General features: G+C 43.9%; 25 protein-coding genes and 1 pseudogene. 22 read left to right on the top strand and 4 right to left on the bottom strand.

From position 1 onward, the window contains the following. Positions 1-63: 63 nt before the first annotated feature. A complete protein-coding gene (locus GN277_RS13995) occupies positions 64-438 on the top strand; it encodes a MerR family transcriptional regulator (RefSeq protein ID WP_159751599.1) in 375 nt (124 codons plus the stop codon). A gap of 15 nt (positions 439-453) precedes the next feature. After that, the gene (locus tag GN277_RS13990) at positions 454-1,578 is read left to right on the top strand and encodes an aldo/keto reductase (protein WP_159751598.1); all 1,125 of its coding nucleotides are present in this window, start codon (positions 454-456) and stop codon (positions 1,576-1,578) included. A 92-nt stretch (positions 1,579-1,670) separates the two neighbouring features. On the opposite strand, the gene GN277_RS13985 is transcribed toward GN277_RS13990, so the two are convergent. Together GN277_RS13985 and GN277_RS13980 are read right to left on the bottom strand one after the other, a co-directional pair. After that, complete coding sequence (locus GN277_RS13985; protein WP_159751597.1) at positions 1,671-2,936, bottom strand: peptidoglycan-binding protein; 1,266 nt, start codon at positions 2,934-2,936, stop codon at positions 1,671-1,673. A 332-nt stretch (positions 2,937-3,268) separates the two neighbouring features. Next, entirely contained in the window at positions 3,269-3,985 is a 717-nt protein-coding gene (locus GN277_RS13980) for a FadR/GntR family transcriptional regulator (protein WP_159751596.1), read from the bottom strand. A 335-nt stretch (positions 3,986-4,320) separates the two neighbouring features. Here GN277_RS13980 and GN277_RS30915 point away from each other — a divergent pair, with 335 nt between their 5' ends. Further along, positions 4,321-4,449 carry a hypothetical protein gene (locus GN277_RS30915; protein WP_280178607.1) on the top strand — a complete coding sequence of 43 codons (129 nt, stop codon included), beginning with the start codon at positions 4,321-4,323 and terminating at the stop codon, positions 4,447-4,449. Positions 4,450-4,517: 68 nt separating this feature from the next. Here the strand turns inward: GN277_RS30915 and GN277_RS32415 are convergent, their stop codons facing one another. Beyond that, positions 4,518-4,766 (bottom strand): GntP family permease, encoded by a 249-nt coding sequence (locus tag GN277_RS32415; protein WP_244324720.1) that lies wholly within the window; start codon positions 4,764-4,766, stop codon positions 4,518-4,520. 64 nt (positions 4,767-4,830) lie between these two features. On the opposite strand from GN277_RS32415, the pseudogene GN277_RS13970 reads away from it, so the two are divergent. The 9 genes and pseudogenes from GN277_RS13970 to GN277_RS30910 all read left to right on the top strand — a co-directional run. Beyond that, positions 4,831-5,733: pseudogene (locus GN277_RS13970) on the top strand (dihydroxy-acid dehydratase domain-containing protein); the annotation flags it as partial. A 54-nt stretch (positions 5,734-5,787) separates the two neighbouring features. Continuing rightward, positions 5,788-6,591: an NAD(P)-dependent oxidoreductase gene (locus tag GN277_RS13965; RefSeq protein WP_244324719.1), complete on the top strand. Its 804-nt coding sequence runs from the start codon at positions 5,788-5,790 to the stop codon at positions 6,589-6,591. Positions 6,592-6,614: 23 nt separating this feature from the next. Beyond that, positions 6,615-7,238, top strand: coding sequence for an SDR family NAD(P)-dependent oxidoreductase (locus GN277_RS13960; RefSeq protein WP_159751595.1), 624 nt, complete (start codon positions 6,615-6,617; stop codon positions 7,236-7,238). Then, positions 7,238-7,858 (top strand): bifunctional 4-hydroxy-2-oxoglutarate aldolase/2-dehydro-3-deoxy-phosphogluconate aldolase, encoded by a 621-nt coding sequence (locus tag GN277_RS13955; RefSeq protein WP_159751594.1) that lies wholly within the window; start codon positions 7,238-7,240, stop codon positions 7,856-7,858. The genes GN277_RS13960 and GN277_RS13955 overlap by 1 nt, the downstream gene beginning before the upstream one ends. A gap of 23 nt (positions 7,859-7,881) precedes the next feature. Then, a complete protein-coding gene (locus GN277_RS13950; RefSeq protein WP_159751593.1) occupies positions 7,882-8,967 on the top strand; it encodes a sugar kinase in 1,086 nt (361 codons plus the stop codon). A gap of 285 nt (positions 8,968-9,252) precedes the next feature. After that, positions 9,253-9,768: a transcription termination/antitermination NusG family protein gene (locus tag GN277_RS13945; RefSeq protein ID WP_159751592.1), complete on the top strand. Its 516-nt coding sequence runs from the start codon at positions 9,253-9,255 to the stop codon at positions 9,766-9,768. Positions 9,769-10,039: 271 nt separating this feature from the next. Then, positions 10,040-10,561, top strand: a complete 522-nt coding sequence (locus GN277_RS13940; RefSeq protein WP_159751591.1) for a transcription termination/antitermination NusG family protein — start codon at positions 10,040-10,042, stop codon at positions 10,559-10,561. 49 nt (positions 10,562-10,610) lie between these two features. Then, positions 10,611-11,870 carry a DegT/DnrJ/EryC1/StrS family aminotransferase gene (locus GN277_RS13935; protein ID WP_159751590.1) on the top strand — a complete coding sequence of 420 codons (1,260 nt, stop codon included), beginning with the start codon at positions 10,611-10,613 and terminating at the stop codon, positions 11,868-11,870. A gap of 10 nt (positions 11,871-11,880) precedes the next feature. Next, on the top strand, positions 11,881-13,506 hold the full coding sequence (locus tag GN277_RS30910; RefSeq protein WP_159751589.1) for a sugar transferase: 1,626 nt from the start codon (positions 11,881-11,883) through the stop codon (positions 13,504-13,506). Between the two features lie 106 nt (positions 13,507-13,612). Here the strand turns inward: GN277_RS30910 and GN277_RS13925 are convergent, their stop codons facing one another. After that, the gene (locus GN277_RS13925) at positions 13,613-14,986 is read right to left on the bottom strand and encodes an IS4 family transposase (RefSeq protein ID WP_159749856.1); all 1,374 of its coding nucleotides are present in this window, start codon (positions 14,984-14,986) and stop codon (positions 13,613-13,615) included. Between the two features lie 186 nt (positions 14,987-15,172). Here GN277_RS13925 and GN277_RS13920 point away from each other — a divergent pair, with 186 nt between their 5' ends. Genes GN277_RS13920 through wecB form a run of 10 tightly spaced genes read left to right on the top strand, consistent with a single transcriptional unit; the run spans position 15,173 to position 25,509 of the window. Then, positions 15,173-16,312, top strand: coding sequence for a CDP-glycerol glycerophosphotransferase family protein (locus GN277_RS13920; RefSeq protein ID WP_244324718.1), 1,140 nt, complete (start codon positions 15,173-15,175; stop codon positions 16,310-16,312). Between the two features lie 37 nt (positions 16,313-16,349). Then, complete coding sequence (locus tag GN277_RS13915; protein ID WP_159751587.1) at positions 16,350-16,493, top strand: hypothetical protein; 144 nt, start codon at positions 16,350-16,352, stop codon at positions 16,491-16,493. A gap of 28 nt (positions 16,494-16,521) precedes the next feature. Beyond that, complete coding sequence (locus GN277_RS13910) at positions 16,522-16,881, top strand: acyltransferase (protein WP_159751586.1); 360 nt, start codon at positions 16,522-16,524, stop codon at positions 16,879-16,881. Between the two features lie 13 nt (positions 16,882-16,894). After that, on the top strand, positions 16,895-17,863 hold the full coding sequence (locus GN277_RS13905) for a glycosyltransferase family 2 protein (RefSeq protein WP_159751585.1): 969 nt from the start codon (positions 16,895-16,897) through the stop codon (positions 17,861-17,863). Between the two features lie 26 nt (positions 17,864-17,889). Beyond that, a complete protein-coding gene (locus tag GN277_RS13900; protein WP_322101258.1) occupies positions 17,890-18,963 on the top strand; it encodes an EpsG family protein in 1,074 nt (357 codons plus the stop codon). Between the two features lie 9 nt (positions 18,964-18,972). Continuing rightward, on the top strand, positions 18,973-19,950 hold the full coding sequence (locus GN277_RS13895) for a glycosyltransferase (RefSeq protein WP_159751583.1): 978 nt from the start codon (positions 18,973-18,975) through the stop codon (positions 19,948-19,950). Between the two features lie 18 nt (positions 19,951-19,968). Next, the gene (locus tag GN277_RS13890) at positions 19,969-20,718 is read left to right on the top strand and encodes a glycosyltransferase family 32 protein (RefSeq protein ID WP_159751582.1); all 750 of its coding nucleotides are present in this window, start codon (positions 19,969-19,971) and stop codon (positions 20,716-20,718) included. Next, positions 20,715-23,000: a polysaccharide pyruvyl transferase family protein gene (locus tag GN277_RS13885; RefSeq protein WP_159751581.1), complete on the top strand. Its 2,286-nt coding sequence runs from the start codon at positions 20,715-20,717 to the stop codon at positions 22,998-23,000. The genes GN277_RS13890 and GN277_RS13885 overlap by 4 nt, the downstream gene beginning before the upstream one ends. Beyond that, on the top strand, positions 22,997-24,391 hold the full coding sequence (locus GN277_RS13880; RefSeq protein ID WP_159751580.1) for an oligosaccharide flippase family protein: 1,395 nt from the start codon (positions 22,997-22,999) through the stop codon (positions 24,389-24,391). Before GN277_RS13885 ends, GN277_RS13880 begins: the two co-directional genes overlap by 4 nt. Then, positions 24,388-25,509 carry a non-hydrolyzing UDP-N-acetylglucosamine 2-epimerase gene (wecB, locus tag GN277_RS13875; protein ID WP_159751579.1) on the top strand — a complete coding sequence of 374 codons (1,122 nt, stop codon included), beginning with the start codon at positions 24,388-24,390 and terminating at the stop codon, positions 25,507-25,509. Before GN277_RS13880 ends, wecB begins: the two co-directional genes overlap by 4 nt. Positions 25,510-25,541: the final 32 nt, after the last annotated feature.

Raw genomic sequence — 25,541 nt, 5'->3', positions numbered from 1 at the left:
AGTGGTTATATCAGGTTGCCGCATAACCAGGAAAATTAGGCTTCGAGAGGGAGAGGTGAGGGTATGACCATCTCAGAAGTAAGTAAAAGATATGGAATTTCTCAGGATACTTTGAGATATTATGAACGGATTGGAGTTATTCCTCCGGTACACCGGACCGAGAACGGACTTCGGGATTATACGGAGGAGGACTGTGGTTGGGTCGAGCTTGCGGGCTGTATGCGTTTAGCGGGCCTGCCTCTTTTGACATTGGCGGAGTATGTCCGGTTAAGCCAGAAGGGGGATGAGACGATTCCTGACAGGCATAAGCTTTTGCTAAAGCAGAAGGAGCAGCTTACAGTACAGTTAGAGGCCATCCAAAGAACGATGGAAAGATTGGAGTATAAGATTTCCTGTTATGACAAGGCGATGAAGACAGGCAGACTGGTCTGGGATTAAAGGAGGATAATGGCTATGGTTTATAAGGAGTTTCAAGATTTGAAATTGTCTGCGCTTGGTATGGGCGCAATGCGCCTTCCGGTGATTGACGGCAGGGACGAGGAAATCGACGAGGCGGCGACAGCGAAGATGGTTGAGTATGCCTTCAATCAAGGAATTAATTATTTTGATACGGCGTGGGGTTACCATGCAGGGAATTCAGAGCTTGTGATGGGAAGGGTATTGAGTAAATATCCAAGGGAGAAGTTTTACCTGGCGACTAAGTTTCCAGGATATGACCTTGAAAATATGACGAAGGTGGAAGAAATTTTCGACAAGCAGCTTGAAAAATGCCAGGTTTCATATTTTGATTTCTATCTGTTTCACAATGTCTGTGAGATGAACATTAATGAATATCTGGATGAGCAGTATGGGATTTATGACTATCTGATGAAGCAGAAGGAGAGAGGCAGAATCCATCATTTGGGCTTCTCTGTTCATGGAAGCTATGATGTAATGAAGCGTTTCCTTGACGCCTATGGCAAAGATATGGAGTTTTGTCAGATTCAGCTTAATTACGTGGATTGGGATTTCCAGGAGGCAAAGGCCAAGGTAGATTTGCTGAATGAATACAAGATTCCGATTTGGGTTATGGAGCCTTTAAGGGGCGGTATGCTGGCTTCTCTTTCTTTGGAGAATGAACAAAAATTAACTGCCCTTCGCCCCAAGGAGGAGATTCCGGCATGGGCGTTCCGTTTCCTGCAGTCGATTCCCAATGTGGTGGTTACGCTGTCCGGAATGTCGAATTATGAGCAGCTTGAAAAGAATATACATACATTTGAGAGTGAAAATCCGCTTAATAAAGAGGAGATGGAGACTCTGCTTGGAATTGCTGACAGTATGGTCAACGGAGTGCCCTGTACGGCATGCCGCTATTGCACCACTCACTGCCCTCAGGGGATTGATATTCCTTCCATGCTGAAGCTGTACAATGAGCATAAATTTACAGGCGGCGGATTTATTGCTCCTATGGCGCTGATGGCGGTACCGGAGGATAAGCTTCCGTCTGCCTGCGTAGGTTGCAGAAGCTGTGAGGCTGTCTGTCCGCAGCAGATTAAGATTTCGGAAAAGCTGGCAGACTTTGCGGAAATGTTAAAATAAGAGATGATGAGAACTATATATGGGGATGTCGGTTGTGTTATTTTCCGACATCCCTGTTTTTATGTGGGAGAGGGTTAGAATATGGCTTCACATTAAGTTAATTCCGCAATCCGTGATACCCCTACGTAGATTTCAGAAATTTTGTACCAGGTTTTATAATCAGCGACTCCTGTTGACGGCAGGCCGAAAACGGATTGGAATTTGCGGACGGCTTCTGCGGTGGCAGGTCCGTAGATTCCATCAACGTTTAATTTGGGAATGGCAGGGTAGGCTGTGGCAATTACATTGATCTGTTCCTGAAGCTGCCGTACCTTGCTTCCGCTGGAGCCATTTTCCAGATTGTATCCAGGCCAGGAGGAGGGAATCCCTGAGATGGCCTCAGCAGTATTGATGTACATGTTGTCTCCGTAGAAGTATCGGAGAATTTCAATAGGGGAATATCCCTGGTCGCCAAGGGATTTGCTTCCCCATTGGGTCATCCAGTTGGGGCATTGGACCTGTCTTCCGTCGCAGTATTGGGTCAGTATTGGCTGCTTTACATTTGGCCGTGACAGATAATCGGCAAAAAGTTCGTCTACAATAACGGAGATGGTATTGAAAATGTTGCGCTCCGGAATCCATTTGTGGTCAAATGCGGTGGAGGAGGTTATGGTGAACTCATAGCCCTGATTTCGATACCACTCCGTAAATACCCGATTTAGGGTAAAGGACATGATTGCCAGCACGTTTGCACGTATGGTATCCGCAGGCCAGGTAGCATAGATTTCGCTGGACGCCACATTCTTAATGTAATCCTTATACTTTACATAATAATTCCTGGCTGTGCTGTCTCTGGGGCTTCCGTCATGTACGACGATGTACTCCGGAACCACCACGCGGCTTAGGACAATCTCGCCTGTCTCGTTCATGGGCTTAATCTCATCCTCTGGTATCTTGGCGGGATATGAGCCATAGAGGGTATGTGCAGGAATGACAAATATTTCTTCGGAGGGGTCGGTGGTATCTAAAGGTCTTAGGGTTATGTTCTGGATTGCGGTGACAGAGGAGAGGATTTCTGCACCGGCGATACTTAGAGGCTCGTATCCTGGAGCTTCGACCTGGAGGGTATACTCAGAGTAGGGCTGAATCTCATTTTCCACATTCAGGCTGTACTCTAAAGGAGGGGCGCTAAGCTCAATAGTTTCAGTCTGGCCGGAAGAATCAGTGCTCAGTTTTTCAAGCTGACTGTCGGGGACTCCGGTGTAGGAGATGGAGACTGTGGCGTCGGCTACGGGATAGGCGGTAATTTCTGACGTGATATTGATTTGCAGCTTTCCTTTATCAGGGGTGTCCTGCTGAGTTGCATTCATAATATTCATGGAAATACCTCATAAAAAGACTCTCTTACAGTTAGAATATGTGGGAGGGGGAGATAGGTTACGGATATTAAAGATATAGAATTGATTCTGATATTTCGCAGAGTAGTTTACTCTGCGAAGAAAGTGGTTGAAATTTTTCTCTCTAACATAGGTATCATCCCAGGCTTTTCCGGCAGGATATCTTTACGAGGATATGATGATTGCCCATTTATTGTTTTATATGGCAGAGACGTTTGAGTATGATGATTTGCCATTATATCGTTATCGAAAAGAAATAAAACGCCGCTTTCTGGTGCGATGACATAAAGCGGCGACACTATAGTATACAGTATTTATTTTTCACCTTCGCGCCGGGTAATTTCCTGTAATAAAGCTTTGTTGTATTCAATATGCTGTATCATGGATTTCTCCGCGCGCAGACCGTCCCCGTCGCTAATAGCTTCTAAAAGCTCCCGATGTCCTACGATTGTTTCTGTTCGCAGACGGCTCTCTGTCAATGAAACAAACAACGTGATGGAATATGTGATAATGGGAATCAGCTTTGGAACCACCAGATTTTGCGTGCATTCCGCGATGGCCACATGGAACTGTACGTCGTTTTGAGAGTGATCGCGCTTATTCAGAATGTCCTGTTCCACTTTAGAGCAGCATTCCCGTAATATTTTGATGTTCTCAGCAGTTGCATGTTCCGCCGCCATGCGGGCAACCCAAGGCTCCAGCTGGCTGCGGATCTCCACCAAATCCATCGCCAGCCGCATCTGATCCGGGTAGTAGGCAAATCCCAGAGGATCCGGAACTTCTCCGGGATTTGGCGCAAGATAGGTACCCTTACCTCTTCGGATTTCCAGAACATTGCGGGCAACCAGCAGTTTGACTGCTTCGCGGATAGTGCCGCGGCCTACGTTCAGCAGTTCCGCCAATTCAAACTCGCTGGGAAGTTTATTCTCGCCGGTCAGGTGATTCTGTATAATTAATTTTGAAATCTGATCCGCCGCCTGTTCAGGCAGAGAACTCTCTTTGTTCTTAATTGATTCAAAATATGTTTCCATAAATAAAAAAGTTCCTTTCCAATTCGATTGCCAGCTAACTGTATTATAGCGAAACAATTGAAAAAAGACAAGGGATTAGCAAAAGCTAATCTAAGTAACAGTTCAGCCTTCCGGCTTCACTGTTACGGAATCCGCCCATTTTAAAGTTTGCCTGCGGCAAAGAGGCGGATTCCCAGCTGCTCCAATTCATTGGCTGCTAACCGCGCAGCAAGTGCGCGGTTGCAGGCTGAACTGTTACTAATCTAAACATAAAGTTGACAATTCAATAGACTTTATACCCTAAGCGTGATATAATAATACCAAGTAAACGGCACTTATAGAAAGTAGGTAAAGATATGACAGGTAAAGAGATTGTTAATCTTATTAGGCAGCTTAGAGAAGCCGGTATGAGCGACACAAAAATACTTGATCTTATAGAGTATATCGAAACTCATGATCCGAAAGAGCAGTCAGAAACTAAATAAACAGCATAAAATCAAGGTGCAAAGTCTTTATTGAATGATGAAAGGCTTTGCACCTTTTTCATCTGAAGCTAAAGCAGACCTGGCAGATACCCCTGGAACAAACTGAGGATACATACAAAAATCAGGATGGACACGCCGGAAACGAAGCCTCCCAAAGACCACCCGCGGATCGTGTCAACTTCATTGAGGTGAAAAAAACGGGAAACCGCCCAGAAGCCTGAGTCGTTAGGCAGGGACAGCCCGATGCCGCCGGCGCATACTGCAATGGCGCACAGGATAGGGGGAAATGCCGGACGCCGCCGCCGCGCCGGATACAATAGCCGCAGTGGTGGTCAAGGCTACGGTAGTAGAACCGGTAGCGATACGCAGGACCTGAGCGATGAAATTTCCGGCGACACATTTGACAGGCTTCACCGCGGCGCTCACTATCTGCTGGATATCCGTCCCGCCGGACGATGGCCGGCTGAGTTCTTTTATTATGCCGGCGGCGTGCCTGCGATTATGGAGGAAATCAAAGACGTTTTACATTTAGACGCTATGACAGTTACCGGAAAAACGCTGGGAGAAAATCTGGAGGAGCTGAAGCAAAACGGTTTTTATGAGCGCTGCCAGGAGTGGCTTCAGAAGGCTAATAAAAAATACGGACTCAGTCTGACACAACAGGATATTATCCGTCCCTATGATCAGGCTCTCGGTACGGAGGGCTCCATTGCAGTGCTTCGGGGCAATTTGGCGCCCGAAGGCGCAGTGATTAAGCATACCGCCTGTCCAGAGGAAATGTTTTCGGCTGTTCTTAACGCCCGTCCTTTTGACAGTGAGGAAGAGTGTATTGAGGCAGTGCTCCGGCACAGGGTTCAGCCGGGCGACGCAGTGTTTATCCGCTATGAGGGTCCCAAAGGATCCGGGATGCCGGAAATGTTTTATACTTCCGAGGCTATCTCATCTGATAAAGAACTGGGGCGGAGCATCGCCCTGATTACAGACGGGCGGTTTTCCGGCGCTTCTACGGGGCCTGTGATTGGACACTGCTCTCCAGAGGCTCAGGCAGGAGGCCCTATCGCTCTGGTAGAGGAGGGAGATCTGATCCATCTGGATGTGCGGGAACGGGTTTTGGAGATTGTCGGAGTGGAAGGACAGAGAAAAACGCCGGAGGAGATAGACGAAATTCTTTCCGAACGGAGAAAACGCTGGCAGCCTAAGCCGGCCAGGTATCAGCGGGGCGTACTGCGGTTATTCTCCGATCTGGCGGCTTCTCCAATGAAAGGCGCGTATCTGGAGTACTAAGGCGGGCGGTATACGTTGTTTGAATTGGCGTTTCGTATCTTTGGAGGGATTATTTTGGAAAAAAGCAGAAATATCTTAGTGTCTGTCCCGGTGGAGGAATCCCATATGCGGCAGCTTCAGGAAGCAGGTCCGGACTGCAGCTTTCGGTTTCGGGATGGAACGGCTCTGTCAGACTTGAAAAGGCAGAAGCTTTCCTTTGAAAATTTGGTGAAAACAGCTCCTGTTTCGCAGGAAGACGTAGACTGGGCGGATATTATTCTGGGGAATGTACCTGCCGGATTTCTTCACGGAGGAGAAAAGCTGAAATGGCTGCAGGCTGAAAGCGCTGGCGTGGAGGCATATATAAGGCCTGGAGCGCTTGCGCCCGGCGCTGTGCTGACAAATGGGACGGGGGCTTATGGGCTTGCTATATCCGAGCATATGCTGGCTCTGACTCTGGCTGTTTTGAAGAAACTGGAATTATACCGTGATAACCAGCGCCTGGAACGATGGGAAAGTCTGGGCGGGGTTCGGTCCATATACAAAAGTACAGTGCTGGTGCTTGGCATGGGGGATATCGGCGGCGCGTTCGGCAAGCAGTGCAAGGCATTAGGAGCTAAGGTAATCGGCGTTCGCAGAACAAACACTGCGAGACCAGATTACGCTGACGAGGTGCATCTGATTGGCAGCCTTGACCGGCTGCTTCCGCAGGCGGATATCGTAGTGGTTACGCCTCATATTTCCGGGTTTTATCATTTGAGGGAAACGCATACGCGTGTGGTAAATCTTTTTGCGGAGAATTTGAGCCGTTTCCTAAACGGCGATCCGCTCAAGAATCAAGTAGATACAGCCATCGGATACAGAAAAACTGTAGCTTAATCAGACGTAAAAAGGAGTGCATTTTGAAGGATTTATTTGATATCAAGGGACGGAAGGCCCTGATTACAGGGGCGACCAGAGGACTGGGGTGGGGAATGGCAGAGGGATTGATGGAATATGGCGTGGAAACGGTGATTTGGGGAACTTCCGAAAAAGTGGAAGCCGTAGCCCAAGAATTTCGGGACAGAGGATTTTGCTGCCACGGGATAACGGCGGATTTGGGAAACAGAGAAAGCCTAAAGGCTGCCTTTGTCCGGTCTATAGAACGATTAGACGGGAAGATTGATATTTTGGTCAACTGTGCCGGGATTCAGCGCCGCTGTCCAAGCGAGGAGTTTCCGATGGAAGACTGGGACGCAGTGCTTGAAATCAATCTGACCGCTCCGTTTGAGCTATGTCAGCTGGCCGGTCGGGAAATGCTGAAAGCCGGTTACGGTAAGATTATTAACATTGCTTCGATGCAGTCGTTTTTCGGTGGTTTTACCATTCCTGCTTATGCTTCAGCCAAAGGCGGCGTCGCGCTGCTGACCAAGGCTCTGTGCAATGAGTGGGCGGGACGGGGGATTAATGTCAACGCAATCGCGCCCGGTTATATGGCTACCGAAATGAATACCGCGCTGCTGGAGCGGATACGGCTATTCGGCTGATGAAGGAAGCGTGCCCTGAGATGATGGTAGGAGCCGGAACGGTTACGGAAACTGCGCAGATTGATGCGGCAATCGCCGCAGGAGGGCAATTCATTGTCACTCCCGGTTTCGATGTGGAGCTGGTGGCTTATGCACAGGAAAAGAACATCCCGATCTATCCGGGGTGTACCACGCCCAGCGATTACCACGCCGCTCTGAAGTTTGGGCTGGAAGTGTTAAAATTCTTTCCAGCGGAGCAGTCCGGCGGCCTGGCGAAGATCAAGGCCATGAGCGCCCCCTTCCCTCAGTTTAAGGTTATGCCTACGGGAGGCATTTCTTTGAAAAATCTGGCGGATTATATTGCTTCGCCGGTCATTGCCGCCTGCGGAGGATCTTATATGGTGACGGCGGAATTGATTGACAGCCAGAATTGGAAAGAAATCAGCAGGCTATGTCAAAAATCCCGGAATATTGTAGACGCTGTCCGGTTGGGAGCCGCAGTAAAAGATATTCCCGACACAGCATTATCTTCTGAGGCTTCGGCATTGAAGCATTCCGTGGAAGATGATTACAATATGGTCACATTGCCGGAGGTAGAAAAACTGGCAGGCGGCGACGGTTCGGGAGGGATTCAAAGGTAAATATTACGAGGGAGGGATGCGTTATGGAACATATGGTTCCTTTCGTTCAGGAAAAAAACAAGAACAGATTCATTACGATGGGTGAAATCATGCTGCGCCTCACGCCGCCTAATTATGGGAAAATACGCGCGGCCCAAAGCTTTGAGGCAAGTTACGGGGGCAGTGAGGCGAACATTGCCTTAGCATTGGCAAATCTGGGAGTGGACAGCACCTTTTTCAGCGTCGTGCCAAATAATTCTCTGGGTAAAAGCGCTGTGCGGATGCTTCGCGCTAATGATGTTCACTGCGCTCCGGTTATTTTCTCCACGCAAGAGGAAACACCGTCCCATCGGTTGGGAAGTTATTATCTGGAAACGGGCTATGGCATCCGTCCCAGTAAAGTCACCTATGACCGGCGGCACAGCGCCATTACGGAATATGACTTTTCCAAAGTGGATCTGGACGCGCTGCTGGAAGGTTTTGGCTGGCTTCATCTCAGCGGCATAACGCCGGCTCTGTCAAAGAGCTGCGCACAATTTGTTCTCAGATGCCTGAAGAAAGCGAAGAAAAAGGGACTGACCGTCAGCTTTGACGGCAATTTCCGCAGCAAGCTTTGGACCTGGGAGGAGGCTCGCGGCTACTGCACCCAATGTTTGCCCTATGTAGATGTATTGTTGGGCATTGAGCCGTATCACCTTTGGAAGGATGAGGAAAACTATGGGAAAGGCGACTGGAAGGACGGACTGCCCCTGCAGCCAGGCTATGAGCAGCAGGATAAAGTATTCCGGAAATTTGTGGAACGCTATCCAAATTTGAAATGTATTGCCCGCCATGTCCGTTTTGTCCACAGCGGAAGCGAGAACAGCCTCATGGCTTATATCTGGTATCAGGGACGCACGTTCGAGAGTAAACGCTTCACCTTTCATATCCTGGATCGGGTGGGCGGCGGAGACGCGTTTGCCAGCGGACTGCTCTATGCAATAATGAATCATTATGAACCGTTGGACATGGCAAACTTTGCGGTGGCCAGCAGTGTGATTAAGCACACCATCCATGGAGACGGGAATATTACAGATGATGTAGAATCCATCCGTAATCTGGTGAATATGAACTATGATATCAAGAGGTAATTTCAAATGCATGGGGATGTTTTTAATTATAAAAATCGCAGAGTAAGATACTCTGCGATTTTTTTGCTTTAACAGCATAATTATTATAACCACCTAAAACTAATAAATCAACACTTAATTTACTTTTGTAAAAATTTGTTGCAAAATCACAAAAGAAAATCAAACAAAAAAGTCTATGTGTTTGAGTCTATTATCAAAAAGAACTGTATTTATCTTTGAAAATCATTTAATTATCTATAAATTTTACCCCAAAATTTTCGCAGAGTATCTTACTCTGCGAAGGAAGTGATTGATATCTGGTATCTGCTTTATTGTCCAAGACAAAATGAACGGAAGATTCTAAACTCCTTCAAACGAAACATGTCCAAGGCAGCGTTAAAGGACGCATTTATTTTCACTTATGACAGAATGCGTAAGTTCCAAGGAAAATGGCATGTAGAAAAACAGTTGATGTTTCCAGGTTATGTATTTCTGGAAAGTGATAACGAAAAAGCGCTGGCAGAAGAATGGCAGCAACATAAAGGAGTGGAGAATTTCCTCCAAGAGAAAAAAGCGATTCTCCATGTCCAGAAGAAGGAAGAATTATTCTTAACCTCTTTGTGCAAAGAAGCGCGCCATCTTGGTATGTCGAAAGGCGTTATACGGGATGGAGTTACCCTGATTACAGAAGGCCCCTTGCAGGGAATGGAGGAAAGAATCTGCCGGATTGACAGGCATAAGCGGCTGGCAAGGTTGAAACCGCCGGAAGGTTCTGTGTCTGGAAGTATTCTGGCAGGGCTTGAGATTGTAGAGAAAAACTAGTGTGCTGCGTCATTTGTCTGAAAGTAAATGTGTCGGCACATTAGGAAAGAAGCAACAAAAACAGGTTCAGAAAATCAGGTTGTGGTTAGTGCCATGATTTGGTGGGAGTCTGTAATAATGGTGCAAAAAAAGAGTTCAGAGCTTTTTTAGCTGTGGATATGGCGAAGCATACCTTAATGGACGCAGTCCGCCCGCCCCGCTAGGGGCATGGATTACGGGATGCCCTTTGGGTATACATTTTTATAAGAAAAACCTGTAAAGAGGTGATGAAATGTGGTATGTAATTCAGACCCGAACAGGGGATGAAGAAAAACTGGTAGGATTAATTGAGAAAATGATTTCCAAAAAGCATTATAAAGAATGTTTTTGTATGAATAGAGAATGTGCCAGAAAGACGGAAAAAGGATATGAGACATTCTTACGTCCCTTGTTTCCGGCATATATTTTTGTAGTGACAGACAGCCCCAGGCAGATGTATTTGGAGTTAAAACGGGTTCCGAAGCTTACAAAGCTGCTGAGTGATGAAGAAGATACATTTTTTTGCGTGTCAAAGGAAGAAGAAATATTTTTAAAAAATGTACAGAATCAAGAGCATATCGTTCGGCGGTCTTTGGTTGAGGTGGATGAAGAAGGGACGATTGTGAGTGCAGACGGCGCTGTGGGAGTGTATCTAAGACATGTAGTCAGGCAGAGGCTCCGGAAACGTTATGTCTGTGTGGAACAGGAGTTTTTAGGGGAGAAGAGGAAGATTTACCTGGGGATAAAACTAAAAGAAGACAGGGAAGCAAACTGAGAAGGGATGACCTTCTTATTTTTGTGGGTAAAAGGGAGAGAAAATAATTATGTTTGTAAATAAGAATTATAGGCCGTTTGAGGAAAAAGTATGGCTTGCAAAGCCGTTTATGCACGGGCCGGAACAAACCTATATGACAGAGGCTTATGAAACAAACTGGATGACCACGGCAGGAAAGAATATCGAAGAAGTGGAACGGCTTACGGCAGGGAAGATTGGAGTAAAGTATTGCGTTGGCTTGTCTGCCGGGACAGCCGCACTACACATGGCCTTGAAGCTGGCTGGAGAGGCTGTCTATGGAAAGCCGAAGATCGGATTTGGCGCCCTGTTCCAGAAAAAAGTTTTTTGCAGTGACTGTACTTTTGACGCCTCATGCAATCCCATTGTCTACGAAGGAGGAATCCCTGTTTTCATTGATACAGAGTATGAGACCTGGAATATGGACCCTGAGGCATTGGCAAAAGCTTTCAAGCTTTATCCGGAGGTAAAAATTGTTGTGATAGCCCATCTTTATGGGACGCCTGCAAAGATGGATGAAATAAAAGCTGTCTGCGACAAAAACGGCGCGGTTATGATAGAAGATGCGGCAGAGTCTTTCGGCGCGGTATATCGGGGAAGGCAAACGGGGTCTTTGGGGATGGCAGGGTGTCTGTCAGCCAATGGAAACAAAATCATAACAGGCACAGCCGGCGGTATGCTGGTGACAAATTCTTTTGAGGCAAGCAGGAAGGTAAAGAAATGGAGTACACAGAGCAGAGAAGATGCGCCGTGGTATCAGCACGAGGAATTAGGATATAACTACCGTATGAGCAATGTAGTTGCCGGAGTGTTAAGAGGGCAGTTTCCATATCTTGAAGAACATATTGCATTGAAAAAGAGGATTTATGAAAGATATAAAAAGGGGCTTGAAGGGCTGCCTGTATCCATGAATCCATATGACGAAAAGAACAGTGAGCCGAACTTTTGGCTGTCATGTATGCTCATTAAACCGGAAGCCATGTGCAGGCAGGTACGGGGAGAACGGGATAGTTGTTATGTACCAGAGCATGGCAAGAGTTGTCCTACGGAAATTCTCGAAGCAATGGGCTTCATCCGTGCGGAAGGGCGGCCAATCTGGAAACCGATGCATATGCAGCCAATCTACAGGAGAAACGAGTTTATCGGCAGGGAGGGTTCCTGTTTGGGAAGCAGCAGTTTGGATGTTGGAATGGATATTTTCAATCGGGGACTGTGCCTTCCAAGCCATGTAAAGATGACGGAGGAAGAACAGAATCGGATTATCGAAGTAATCAGGGCTTGTTTTGAATGAGGCGTCAGTTATGGACAAGTACACACAGAAAAAACAAGGTTTTTATGAAAAGTATGTAAAGCGTGGCTTCGATATCGTATGTTCCTGTCTTGCCCTATTTTGTTTTAGTTGGCTGTATGGGATTGTGGCAGTTTTGGTGCGGATGAAGTTAGGTTCGCCTGTTTTGTTTATACAGCTTCGTCCGGGGATGATGGATTCTGAGACTAAAAGTGAACGGATATTTAAGATGTACAAATTCCGTTCTATGACGGATGAGAGGGATGAAAACGGCGAATTACTGCCGGATGAAGCGAGAATGACATCTTTTGGGAAATGGCTGCGCAGCACCAGCCTAGACGAGTTACCGGAGGTCTTTAATATCCTTAAGGGAGATATGTCGATTTTGGGTCCGCGCCCTCAGCTTATCCGCGATATGGTGTTTATGACAGAAGAACAGAGGTTAAGACATACGGTCCGTCCTGGATTAAGCGGCTTAGCCCAGGTGAATGGCCGTAACAATATAGATTGGGAAGAAAAACTGGAGTGGGATTTGAAATACATAAAAAAAATAACCTTTTTGGGGGACTTAGAGCTCATCTGGCAGACCGTTTTAAAATCCTTTGTGAAGCACGAGGGGATTACCAATGGAGATATGGCGACAGCGGAGGACTTTGGAGATTATCTGCTGCGCAGGGGAAAGGTCAGTAAGAATGAGTATGACAGAAAACAGTTGGAGGCAAGAAGGATGTATAATGCCTTGGCAGCAGAACACATGGACGATGGCGCTAAGCAGGAAAGGAAAATAAGGCGTCAGGAATATCCGCCTTTTTCTGTGGTCATGTCCGTATACGGAAAGGATAAGGCAAATTGGTTTGCCCAGGCGTTGGACAGCGTTGTCAATCAGACGGTCAAACCGGACGAGATTGTTTTGGTGGTTGACGGGCCGATTCCTGAGCCTATTGTGCAGGTTATCCATGAATATAGGGAAAGCTGTTACTTACAGGGAATATTATTCAGGGAAGTGAGGCTTGCCCAAAACCAGGGACTTGGCAATGCTTTAAAAATTGCTGTGGAGCAATGCAGCAATGAGATGATTGCCAGGATGGACAGCGATGATATTGCAGTCCTGACGCGCTTTGAAACTCAGTTACAGATTATGGCGGAGAATCCGGATATAGATATTGTCGGAGGGGATATCGAAGAATTCACAGGCGATATACAGAACAAAATAGGAAAAAGAAGGGTGCCTGCTACGGATGCGGAAATAAAAGAATACATGAAAAAAAGATGCCCCTTTAACCATATGACGGTCATGTACAGAAAATCAGCGGTTTTAAAAGCCGGCGGTTACCGGAATCTCTATTGGAATGAGGACTACTTCCTGTGGATACGTATGGCCTGGCAGGGATGTAAGATGGCGAACACAGGAACGGTACTGGTAAATGTACGTGTGGGAACAGATATGTATAAGCGGCGTGGCGGCAGGAAATATTTTGAAAGCGAGCTTTATCTGCAGAGATATATGCTTAAGAGAAGGATGATTTGCGGCATCGTATTTGCTGAAAACATATGTAAGCGCTTCACAGTTCAAGTGCTGATGCCCAATCAGGTACGAGGATGGGTATTCCGGAAGTTTGCGAGGGAAAAGTGCAGATGATTAGTTTTCATTATTTAATAAATAACTCAAACTTCGCACATAGATTTTAGCTATGCACCTTGAAAATTCAATATCTGGCAGTATTTAGTTGTCAATGTTCAGTCAATTATGCCACTTGCAGCTTCGATTTTAAAAGTGCAGGTATTGCATCCATAAATGCTTTTACCAGCTCGTCGATTTTTTCATCAGATATATCTATCTGATCCACAAGCAGAGTTCTGAACATTTGAAGCAGTATTTGAAAAGCCTGTATCCATGTGATATCAGACATCTCATCAGAAAAGTATAAAAACAGTTCCCCCATAGAACGGGTATCATTAGATTCCCGGTTCTCCAGGGAAAGCATCATATATCTTGTAAAAACGATTGCTGTATGGGCAGTCATTGCATCATAAGATAGGGATCTGCATTCTTTACTTAGATTAAGATAGCTCTTGCAGACTTTAAAGAATACTTCAATATCCCAACGTTTTCCATAAATGCGGATAATCTCTTCTTCACTCAGACTCACGTCTGTGGAAATGAGACAAAGATATTCCTTTCTCTTGTTTTTGTTACGGATATAGACCACTTTGGCAGGGATGGTTTTTCCTTCCTTTACAACATCTACCATGACGGAAAGCAGATACCGGGAACGTCCACGCCGTTTCCTGTTTTTCTTGTAAATAGTTGTCAGCGGCATATCTTCGCTGTTATACCGGAAGAACATTTTAGGTGTTTTCTTTACCATTGCAATTACATCATATCCGATTTCTTTGACAGCATGAAGAGAGCTTGGAGAAGAGAACCAGCTGTCAAACAGAACGTATTTAGCCGGAATACCAGCCTTTTTAGCAGATTTTAAAAGTTCCAGCATGGCGATCGTTCCTTTCTTGACAGCAAGCATACGGCGCTTATATCCAACCGTTCTTTTATCCGTTTCCTTTGCTTCATTGATTCTGTTCTTTTTATTTTCGGTGGAGAGAAGGACACTGTTGACCGGGAGAAAAGTGCTTCCGTCTGACCAGCCTAATGTAAGCATGCGAAAACCAAATTTATAACAATGTTTTGCATGGTCATATACCTTTGCAAGAAGTTCCACTTTTTTGGAACGGTTACGTTCAAACATGGAATCGTCAATGATCAGTACGTTGACACGGTCTGCGGAATCAAGTGGAGCAATGGCATCCCTAATGATTCGGCTGGATAAAACCGTTGTGAACCGAATCCAGTTAATCTGGAGCATTTTCATAAAACGATAAACCGTATCTTTTGCAAAATCCGGTGAGTCTTTTCCAATCAGCAGGTTCATATACATACTTCTGTTTGAAAATATCAAAAGAAACAGATACTGAAAAATCAGTGCTGCAGAAATTCCCTTCTTTTTGTAGGCATTAGCAGTTTTCAATGCAGAAGAAAGATGAAACCGTGTAAAAAATCTTCTGATAGATTTCGAAATCTGGTTATCATTTTGATTGTCTTGTGTTATACTTTTATTCATAGCATGAGCCTCCGGATATATGATTGTTTCTGAACAACTCAATTATATCAAAACCAGACGGTTTCATGCTATTTTTATGTCAGTTATTATTGAATTTTCAAGGTGCATAGGTACTTATTCAAGTGCGAAGTTTGAGTAAATAAAATAAAAGATGTAAAAATAAAAGATTACTTTTCCGTATTTCCGATGATAACTGCTTTGATTTTGAAACCGTTTTATAGAGAAAGGTACCAGGGAACATGGTTGATTTGTGAAGAACCTTACGAAGCAAGGGACAATGGTTATCATTTTTTTCGATATATGTGTGAACGGCAGCCGCAGCAGAAATGTTATTATGCGGTTAAGAAAGAGTCGGTAGATGCGAAAAAAGTACAAAAAATAGGATTAACAGTCGAATACGGAAGTATACAGCATTGGCTTGCTTATTTTTTATGTGCGTATAATATCAGTTCTCAAAAAGGCGGTAAACCCAATCCTGCCATGTGTGCGTTCATGGAGATGAATGGGGTATTTAAACCGCGAAATGTTTTTTTGCAGCACGGAATCACAAAGGATATGGCGGAATGGCTTTTTGCAGATAAATGTAATTTTTATTTTTTTATTACCGCTGCAATACCAGAACACAATATGATTAAAGATTACTATGGATATAAGGATGGTGTGGCCAGGCTTACAGGATTTCCAAGATATGACTCCCTTATCCCAAACCAGACGAATCAAAATCAGATTCTTATTATGCCCACATGGCGGAACTGGTTTAATCTGAAATCGAAGGGTTCACAGGACGTCAAGACCCCGTTTGGCTGTTCTGAATATCTTAAAAAATGGATGGAATTATTGAATTCAAAAGAGCTTGATTATTTGATTATAAATCATAATTTAAAAGTGGTGTTTTTTTTACACAGAAATATGCAGCGTTATATCGAAGCCTTTCAAGGTGTGAATGAAAAAATTGTGATTGCATCATGGAAGGACTATGATATTCAGGAGCTTTTGCTCACATCCAAGCTTATGATTACGGACTATTCCAGCGTATTTTTTGATATGGTTTATATGAAGAAACCCGTCATATTTTATCAATTTGACGAAGAAGAATATCGAAAATATCAATATCAACAGGGATGGTTTGACTATCATAGTAATGCTTTTGGGACGTCATATTCTGCATCTGAGGAAGTGATAGAGGCATTATCACATGAAATAGAAAATGGTTATAAGGTATCAGAGAGATATTTAAATGAATATTCACATATTTTTGCATACAGTGACAGAAGGAATTCGAGAAGAATCTATGAACTGCTTGATAAAGAAAAATCAGATATGTGAAACTGTCCTACTGGCGATTTTAGAAAGGCGGCTAAATATGAAAGATATACAATATATGCTTGCCAAGATACTTGGCAGGCTGAAAAAAGACAGAGAGCAGGAGACGGTTCTTCGTTTTTTCCGTAAAAACGGAATTTCCATAGGGGGGGGTAAGAATTTATTCCAATATACTTACCCCTGAAAGCGAGCTAATCCGAATCGGTTCAGATGTGACCATTTCCAACGGCGTGACATTCGTGACTCATGATAATAGCATTATAAAAGTCCTGCCGGATGCAACGGATTTATTTGGGAGTATTACGATAGGGAATCATTGCTTTATTGGGAGCCATTCGATACTCCTGTATGGGGTTGAGATTGCCGACAATGTGATTATAGCGGCAGGAAGCGTTGTGACCTCCAGCGTGAAAGAAAGCAATGTGATTGTAGGTGGAAATCCTGCAAAGGTAATTTCCACATGGGAGAAATTTGCACATAAGAGCAGAGTCAATGCATGGGATTTGAGCAGAATTCCGTGGGAAGACGTTCTTTGCAGGTTAAAGCAAGGAGAAAGAATTGTGAAGCGATAAAAGGAGAAAACGATTGGAAGAAAAGAAATTATCGGTCATTATCCCCTGTTTTAATGGTTTTCGATATATGGGTAGATGTCTGGAGGCATTTGAAAGCCAAACCAATCATGATTTTGAATTGCTCATCGTTGACGACGGGTCGTCGGACGATACATACGGCAGGCTGATAGATTATCAGAATAAATCTGATTTACAAATAACCGTTATCCGTAACGATAAAAATTACGGGCCCGGAAAGAGCAGAAGAATTGCAGCAGATTATTGTAAAGGAAAATATGTAGGTTTTTGCGACTGTGATGATTGGGTAGACAGGGCATATGTGAAGGAAGTGGTTGAGGAATTAGAAAAAGAAGCCGCGGATTTATGTATGTTTAATAATTACAGAGTCAATGATAACAAATTCACGGTGGATGATGTGATAACAAAACTCGCCGGTGCCGGAAGCAGACGGGAAATCCTTGCCTATGCGCCCATGTCTCTTTGCAGAACAGTGGTCTTAAAGGCCCTGTTGAATCAAGTTACATTCTATGACCTGTATTACGGAGAGGACGGAATGGTTCTTCTGCAGCTTTTGATAAAAGCAAAACACCCGATTTTCTGTAAAAAGCCATATTATTATTACTATATGAGAGAATCCGCGGCGCATGCCAGGCCCTCTAAGCGTAGCTTTTATGACGCTGTGGAAGGGTATTCTATATTAAAACTTCACATGGAGGCAGAGTATAGGGATGAGTTGGTTTTCACAGGGATTAAGAATCTGATTTACGCCGGAACATTGCAGGCGTTTAAGGCAGGAATCAGCAGGAGAGAGATTCTGGCATCCGTAGAAAAATTCAGGAAGGAAAATCCTCAGTATATCAATAACAAGTATTTTGCTTCGCTGAATCGGATAAAGGCCGTATATATCAGGATGGTTTATTACAGGTGTTTTCTCATATGCAGAGTGATGGCTTATTTTCATACTTACATAATGGGAAAATAATTTGATATAGCGAGTGGGGGAAACAGATGGTCTATTTGGGTATGTTTTCGATAATATTACTGTTCTTATTAATCGGAATGGATTATCGAATCTCATTAAAACGATATATGATAATACCTCTTGTCATGATGACATGTATTGTGGGGTTTCGGTATCATACAGGCAGCGATTTAAATAATTATGAGTTTGTTTATTATAGAATCATAAACGGCATTGCAACAGATTATGAGGTGCTGTACAGGGTGATTGTCCATCTGGTGCATTTTCTGCATTTGAATTTCCAGGCTGTTGTGCTGATTCATGCCATAGTCAGTTTTAGTTTTATCTATTTAACCATGAACAATATGTGCAGCAGCAAAATGGAGGCAGCTATATTCATTACTTTTTTTTATGCATTTATGTTCACAACCTATTTTACAATAATGAGACAGTTCATGTCGGCTGCGATTATTGCCTATATTTTTTCAAGAGATTTTAAAAGTAAAAAGGAGTATGTTGAGTTAGGGGTACTGTTTTTGCTTGCATGCCTGTCCCATACAGGCGCCATTGTTTTAATTCCGATTTATTTACTTTTTAAAAGTAAGATTTTTGAGTCCAATGTCACTCGAATCGTCGCTCTGGCTGTGGCATTATTCATAGGAACCAATTCCTATTCCTTAGCAATGATTGGAAGGCTGGTAGAATACTTTAAACGGTATGCCTACTATACTTTAAAGACAAATTTCGGATCCAGCGAGGGCGCGGCAGTTACGGTTATATTTCTATCGGCTATATATGTTTATCTTGTTGCTTCTGCGTATTTTTGTGAGGAACGTTATGAGAAAGCAAAAAAGGTGTCGGATGCTATGGCAATAACGCTATTTGTATATTTTATCACGTTGATAGTGGGATGGTTTCATAGGGCATACTGGTATACGTTTATATTTGCGGCTTTCATACCTTGCTGGTTCAGACGAAGAATCCCCAAAATCGGAAAGTTTGATATTGGATTTCTTTTGATTCTTTTTGCCTGTATGTATGCCGTTTATTTTTATCTGACATTGGAGAATACGCAGCCGAATATGTTTCCATACCAATTTAGAATCAATATCTTTGAGTAGGAGTAATACATGACGTTTTCAATTATCATACCGGTTTATAATGTGGAGGCATATCTGGATGAATGTCTGAATTCCGTATTGCGGCAAAATTACGGCAAAACAGAGTATGAGATCATTCTTGTGGACGATGGTTCCGCAGATGTAAGCGGAAAACTCTGTGACGAATATGCCGCAAAGCATGAGAATATTGTGTCGGTCCATCAGGAGAATCAGGGCTTAAGCGGCGCAAGAAATACGGGTATCAGGTGTGCTAAGGGGAATTACCTGGTTTTTCTGGATTCGGACGATATATTTTATAAAGATTCGTTGGTGCATCTACAGGAATGTCTGGACGGGGAACCGGATGTGATAGTCTGCAATTCTATGAAGTTTGAAGGCAATGCAGATAACTTAGAAAAATATAACTATCTGAGCAATGACAGTGGTTTGATGTTTGATGTTTTGAATGAGTATCAGGGGCTGTTAAATCACAAAGACTTTACAATGACTGCATGGAGTTTGGTGGTCAGAAGGGAATTTTTAGTATATAATAATCTGTTTTTTGAACCTGGAATACTTCATGAAGATGATTTGTGGAGCCATATGATTATGACAAGGGCAGGTTCTATGAGCTATAACCGAAATTTCCTGTGCTGCTACAGGGTGAATAGAGAGGCGTCTATTATGCAGGTTTTATCCTACCGGCATACGGAATCGTATTTAATCATTCTCGATAAGCTAGACTTGCAGAAAGAACGGGCAGGTATTTCTAGGCTTGAGAGAGCAGTTACATTCCGAAAAATGGCGCTGATTTATATTACCCTTTGTTATAATGCTGCAGACTATATAGATACAGAGAAAAAAGACTCTCTGTGCGCTGTTATAAAAAGATATTCATATCTTTTGAAATATGAAGAATTTAAGTTTTCCGTGGTATTCAGGCTTTTCCAGAAGATTTTTGGCGTGTACGGTTCAGAGATGATGATACGGAAATTTAAGAATCGCTAAAAGAAGGGGAAATTGGAAATGATACCTAAAATAATTCACTATTGCTGGTTTGGGAGAAATCCGCTGACGAAAATGGCAAAAAAATGCATTGCTTCCTGGCGAAAGTATTGTCCGGATTATGAGATTATTGAGTGGAATGAGGATAATTTCGACATTGATTATTGTCCGTATGTGAGGGAAGCCTATGACGCGAAGAAATGGGCCTTCGTGTCAGACGTGGCGCGCCTGTATGCTCTGGTGAAGATGGGGGGAATCTACATGGATACGGACGTAGAGGTTATCCGTCCGTTAGATGAAATCCTTCCCTATGACGCGCTGTCTGGATTCGAGTCGCAGACCCGAATCCAGACAGGTCTAATGACCTGTCGGGAGGGGCATGGGCTTTTTACAGAGTTTCTGAACGAGTACCAGGGAATTCATTTTAAAAGGGAGGACGGAAGCCTTGATGTTACCACAAATGTGACAAGGATTACGAATACCTGTTTAAAATATGGGCTAAAGCTCAATAATACAGAACAGACCATACGGGGATTTACGCTGTTGCCTAATGACTATCTGTGTCCGAAAAATGCGGATACAGGGGAGATCTGCATCACTGAGCGCACCGTCTGTATCCATCATTTTGACGCTTCATGGCATACTCCCTTAGAATTGCTGATTGACAGGCTGAACCGTTGCGATCCGGCAAAGCATAGGATTGAATACAGAATCAGAAGATGTATTTCCCTGCCTTTTATTGCCATTAACAGGCTAAGGAGGAGAAGATGAAGATCGGAATAATGACATGGTTTCAATACCATAATTATGGAACCGCACTTCAGTTATATGCGCTGAACGAAAAATGCCGGAATCTTGGGTATGACGCTTATACGATTAACTATTTGGCTAAAAATACTTCCGGCAGGCAGAAAATAGCGGTTAAGATGAAAAATTTGATAAACGGTTATTTTTATAAGAGCGTCTATGGCGACAGCGGCAGGAGGCGCAAGTTTCAGGATTTTCTTGAAAAGAATGTAAAATTTACCGAAAGATGTGCGACCCTTGGCGAGCTGGAGGATCTCAATGACAGCCTTGACGCGTTTATCTGCGGCTCGGATCAGATCTGGTCGCCTCTGTGTTTTGATTCCCACTATTTTCTGGATTTTGTTTCCGACTCAAACAGAATGTTGTCTTATGCGCCTAGTATTGGCACATTTTCCATTAACAATAAAGAAATTGAGAATCGAATAAAAAAGCTGGCGTCACGTTTTAGCCATCTTTCGCTGCGTGAGGCTTCGGGAGCGAGGCTGATTTCAGAGCTGACCGGCAGATCGGCGGCGACGGTCCTTGACCCGACCTTATTATTAGAACGAGACGAATGGATGAAGATAGCAAAAAGGAAGTATATCAAACAAGAGGGATATGGGCTTGTATATATGTTAGGGCAGGAGGAGAGCCATTGGAAACGAATTGGCTCTTTTTCAAAAGAAGCGAGAATTCCTGTTGTGGTTATTCCGGTATATGAAAGAGACTTTAAACGGGCGGGATGCCTGAAAGAGCCGGTTGGCCCTCAGGAGTTTATAGCGCTGATTGACGGCGCGTCTTTTGTGTTTACGGATTCCTTTCACGGGACAATATTTGCTATGAATTTTAACAAGCCGTTTTGTGTGTTTGAACGGTTTAAAAAGAGAGACTCCAACAACCAGAATTCCAGAATCCATCATATACTTGAGCTTACCGGACTTACGGAGAGGATCTTCAAACCAGGCAAAAGATGGGATGACTATGTAAAGAAGATTGATTTTGGGCGAGTGAATCAAGTGATTGGAATGTTAAGAAAAGAGTCTGTCTCTTATTTAAAAGAAGCTTTAGAGCAAATCCAAAGGTATCTGGAAAGCGGAGGGAATCCGAAAAAGAAGAATATCAGGACAAACCATACTCTGTGCTGCGGATGCGGCGTCTGTTCTTGCGTGTGTCCCGCAAATGCCATTTCCATAGAGTATTCCCGCGACGGGTTCAAAGAAGCGGTGATTGACGGCCTTAAGTGTATCTCCTGTGGCAAATGTGAAAAGGTATGTCCTTTTGTGGGCATAAGGGGAGAGGGTATCGAAGGCCATGAAGTATATTCTTATAAGGACTTAAGAAACAGTGTGCTAAGCGTATCGTCCAGCGGCGGGTTAGCCTATGCCCTAAGCGAGCTTGCACTGGATTCTCACTATGACGTATGTGGCTGTGCGTTTGACAGGAGCCGTCAGAATGCAGAGCATATCGTTGTTAGCAGCAGGGAGGAACTTCATCGGTTACAGGGCAGTAAATATATGCAGAGTGATTTTGAGAGGGCTTCAAAGCTTTTGGTAGACAGTAAAAAGGCCGTTATATTTGGCCTGCCCTGTCAGATTAGCGCCGCCAGGAAATTGAGAGGAGGCGATGGGGTTTACATAGATTTAATCTGCCACGGCGTTCCCTCTTACAATCTGTATAAAAAATATCAGGATTACCTGGCCAGGACTTATAGCATGGACACCCGGCATATGGATATCATTTTCAGATATAAGCAAAGTGGCTGGAGAGAGATATATATATATACGGCTGATTCTAGGAAAAAACATATCTGCCATCAGAGTAAAGATCCCTATTTCCTTTCGTTTGAGCATGGAATCTGTTACGCAGAGCAATGTTTTGAATGTCCCTTTAGGGATAAAAGCGAGGCGGACTTAAGAATCGGGGATTTTTGGGGCCCCATGTATGACAGTGATAAAACGGGCGTTAGCATGGCGGTGGTTTTGACGCAGACAGGCAGGGCATGGATGGAGGAGTTGGAAAAGAGCCAAAAAGGACGGATAGAAGCGGCAGGCAGCGAGAACTATTTCCGTTATCAGCAAACGGTAAATGTTCCCAAACCGCTGAATCGGGAGAAATTTTTGGGAGAATTGCAGGAGAACTCTACTAGGCTTGAAAAGCTTGTGAGCGTGTATGTGGCGCCTCTTGAGAAGGAAAGAAGATTCTGTGAAAAGGTGGGGCCTGTTCTGGTTTTCGTAAAGAGGAGATTGAAGAAAGCGTTGTTTAAATGAGAAATTTTATAAAAAATTCTAAATATAAAGATTTGACAAAGAATACACTCCTGTTTACCCTTAGTAATTTTGGTACAAAAATTATTTCGTTTTTACTCGTCCCTTTATATACATATGTATTATCTACTTCTGACTATGGGACTGCGGATTTGATGACAACCACGGTATCGCTTTTGCTTCCTGTGTTTACATTCAATATTCAGGATGCGGTTTTAAGATTCTGCCTGGATAAAGAATATTATTCGGAGCAGGTGATTTCGGTAAGCGTAAAGACGATTTCAATCAACACATGTTTTCTGGGTATTCTCCTTTATCTACTGAAGTTTTTGGGTGTACTTGCAATCGAGGATAAATACCTTGCATTTTTATTTATTAGCTTTGCGGTAGCAGCCTTTTTTAATTCCATTCAAATGTATCTGAAAGCCACAGAAAGAGTGGAGGTCATTGTTGTCAGTTCTCTGCTGACTACGCTGTTGAATTGTATTCTGAATATGCTGTTGCTGTTATATCTGAAAATCGGTGTGAATGGCTATCTTATAGCGCAGGCTGTCAGTTCCCTGGCAGGGGTGGTCTATTGTGTTTTACGCACAAGTATTATTCATACTTTGAAGATAAGATTTGATTTTGTATTGTTAAAAACCATGCTTTTATACAGCACTCCATTAATCTTTAACTCTCTTGCGTGGTGGCTGAATAATGCCAGCGACAGATATATTCTTAGCTATTTTTGCGGGGCGGGGTCCAATGGAATCTATTCGGTTTCCTACAAGATTCCCACAATATTATCCACATTGCAGGGTGTTTTTTACAACGCATGGTCTGTTTCTGCAATCAAGGAATTCGACAGCCAGGATAAGGATGGGTTTGTCGGCAATATTTATCATCTGTATTGCGGCATCTCAATCCTTGGCTGCTCGGTAATCCTGCTTTTCAACAACGTGATTGCAGGGATTTTATATTCCAATGATTTTTATAAAGCATGGAAATACGTGCCGTTACTCATGATTGGCACAGTGTTTAACGGAATCAGTTTATTTGAGGGGTGTTTATATACTGCTGTAAAGAGGACAAAGAGCGTGTCCAAGACAACAATGGCGGGCGCCCTTGTAAACACCTGTCTGAATTTTCTGCTTATACCTGTTTGGGGAACAATGGGGGCCGCGTTTGCAACGTTTGTGGGATACTTTGTGGTATGGCTGGTAAGAACGTTAGATTTAAGAAATATTATCATGATGAAAGTGAAGTGGAGCAAGCAGATTGTATCCATTATATTGCTTATTCTTCAATGTTTTTTGGCATCTCTTGGAAGGTATGCTTTCATACAAGCCGCCATCTTAATAGTCTTGTGCCAAATACAATATTCACTGATTAGGAAAGGAAATCCACAATGACAAAAAAGATAATGCTGGTCTTTGGCACAAGACCGGAAGCAATAAAGATGTGTCCTTTGATTCGTGAGTTAAAAACTCGAAAAGGGATAGAAACAGTGGTTTGTGTTACCGGCCAGCACAGGCAGATGCTGGATCAGGTGTTAGGGGCTTTTGAGGTTGCGGCGGATTATGATTTATCCATTATGAAGGAAGGACAGACTCTGTTTGACATTACGGAGGCAATATTAGGGAAGGTTAAGACGGTGTTAGAGAAGGTAAATCCGGATGTGGTTTTGGTACATGGGGATACGAGTACAGCATTTGTAACTGCGTTGGCTTGTTTCTATTTGCAGATTCCCGTGGGACATGTGGAGGCAGGCTTAAGGACATATAAGCTTGACTCCCCATATCCGGAAGAATTTAACCGTCAGGCAGTTTCTATCATAAGCCGATATCATTTTGCGCCTACGCAGCTTGCGGCAGAACACTTGATAAGAGAAGGAAAGAATCCGGAACACATCTATATTACAGGCAATACGGTGATTGACGCTATGTCGCATACCGTGAGGGAGGACTATACTCATCCAGAGCTTGATTGGGTTGGACATGATAAACTCATTTTCATAACGGCTCATCGGCGTGAAAATTTAGGCCGCCCGCTTCGTCAGATGTTTCGGGCGATCCGCCGTGTGCTTGACGAGCACTCGGATTGTAAAGCGGTGTATCCCATTCATATGAATCCTGCAGTCAGGAAGGCGGCCGAGGAGGAGCTTGACGGTTGTGACAGAATACATATGATTGAGCCAATCGGAGTATTTGACTGTCATAACTTTGAAGCGCGGTGTTTTCTGTGTCTTACGGATTCAGGAGGGATTCAGGAGGAGGTTCCTTCTTTCGGCAGACCGGTATTGGTGATGAGAGACACTACGGAACGACCGGAAGGGATAGAGGCCGGAACTCTTAAGCTGGTGGGCGTAAAGGAGGAGGTTATCTACGAAAATTTTAAGGAATTATTAGAAAATGAAGAGGCTTACAATCAGATGGCGCAGGCATGTAATCCGTATGGGGACGGCCATGCCAGCAGGAGGATTGGAGACGTACTGGAATATGGCGCTTGTGAGATGTGGAGGGCGAAATAGCAAAATTGGGAGACTGTAGGATGCCGAGGGAG

The sequence above is a fragment of the Sporofaciens musculi genome, assembly GCF_009830285.1.
Lineage (GTDB): Bacteria > Bacillota > Clostridia > Lachnospirales > Lachnospiraceae > Sporofaciens > Sporofaciens musculi.
The sequence above is the reverse complement of the archived record's forward strand: the minus strand, read 5'-3'. Positions and strand labels throughout refer to the sequence as shown.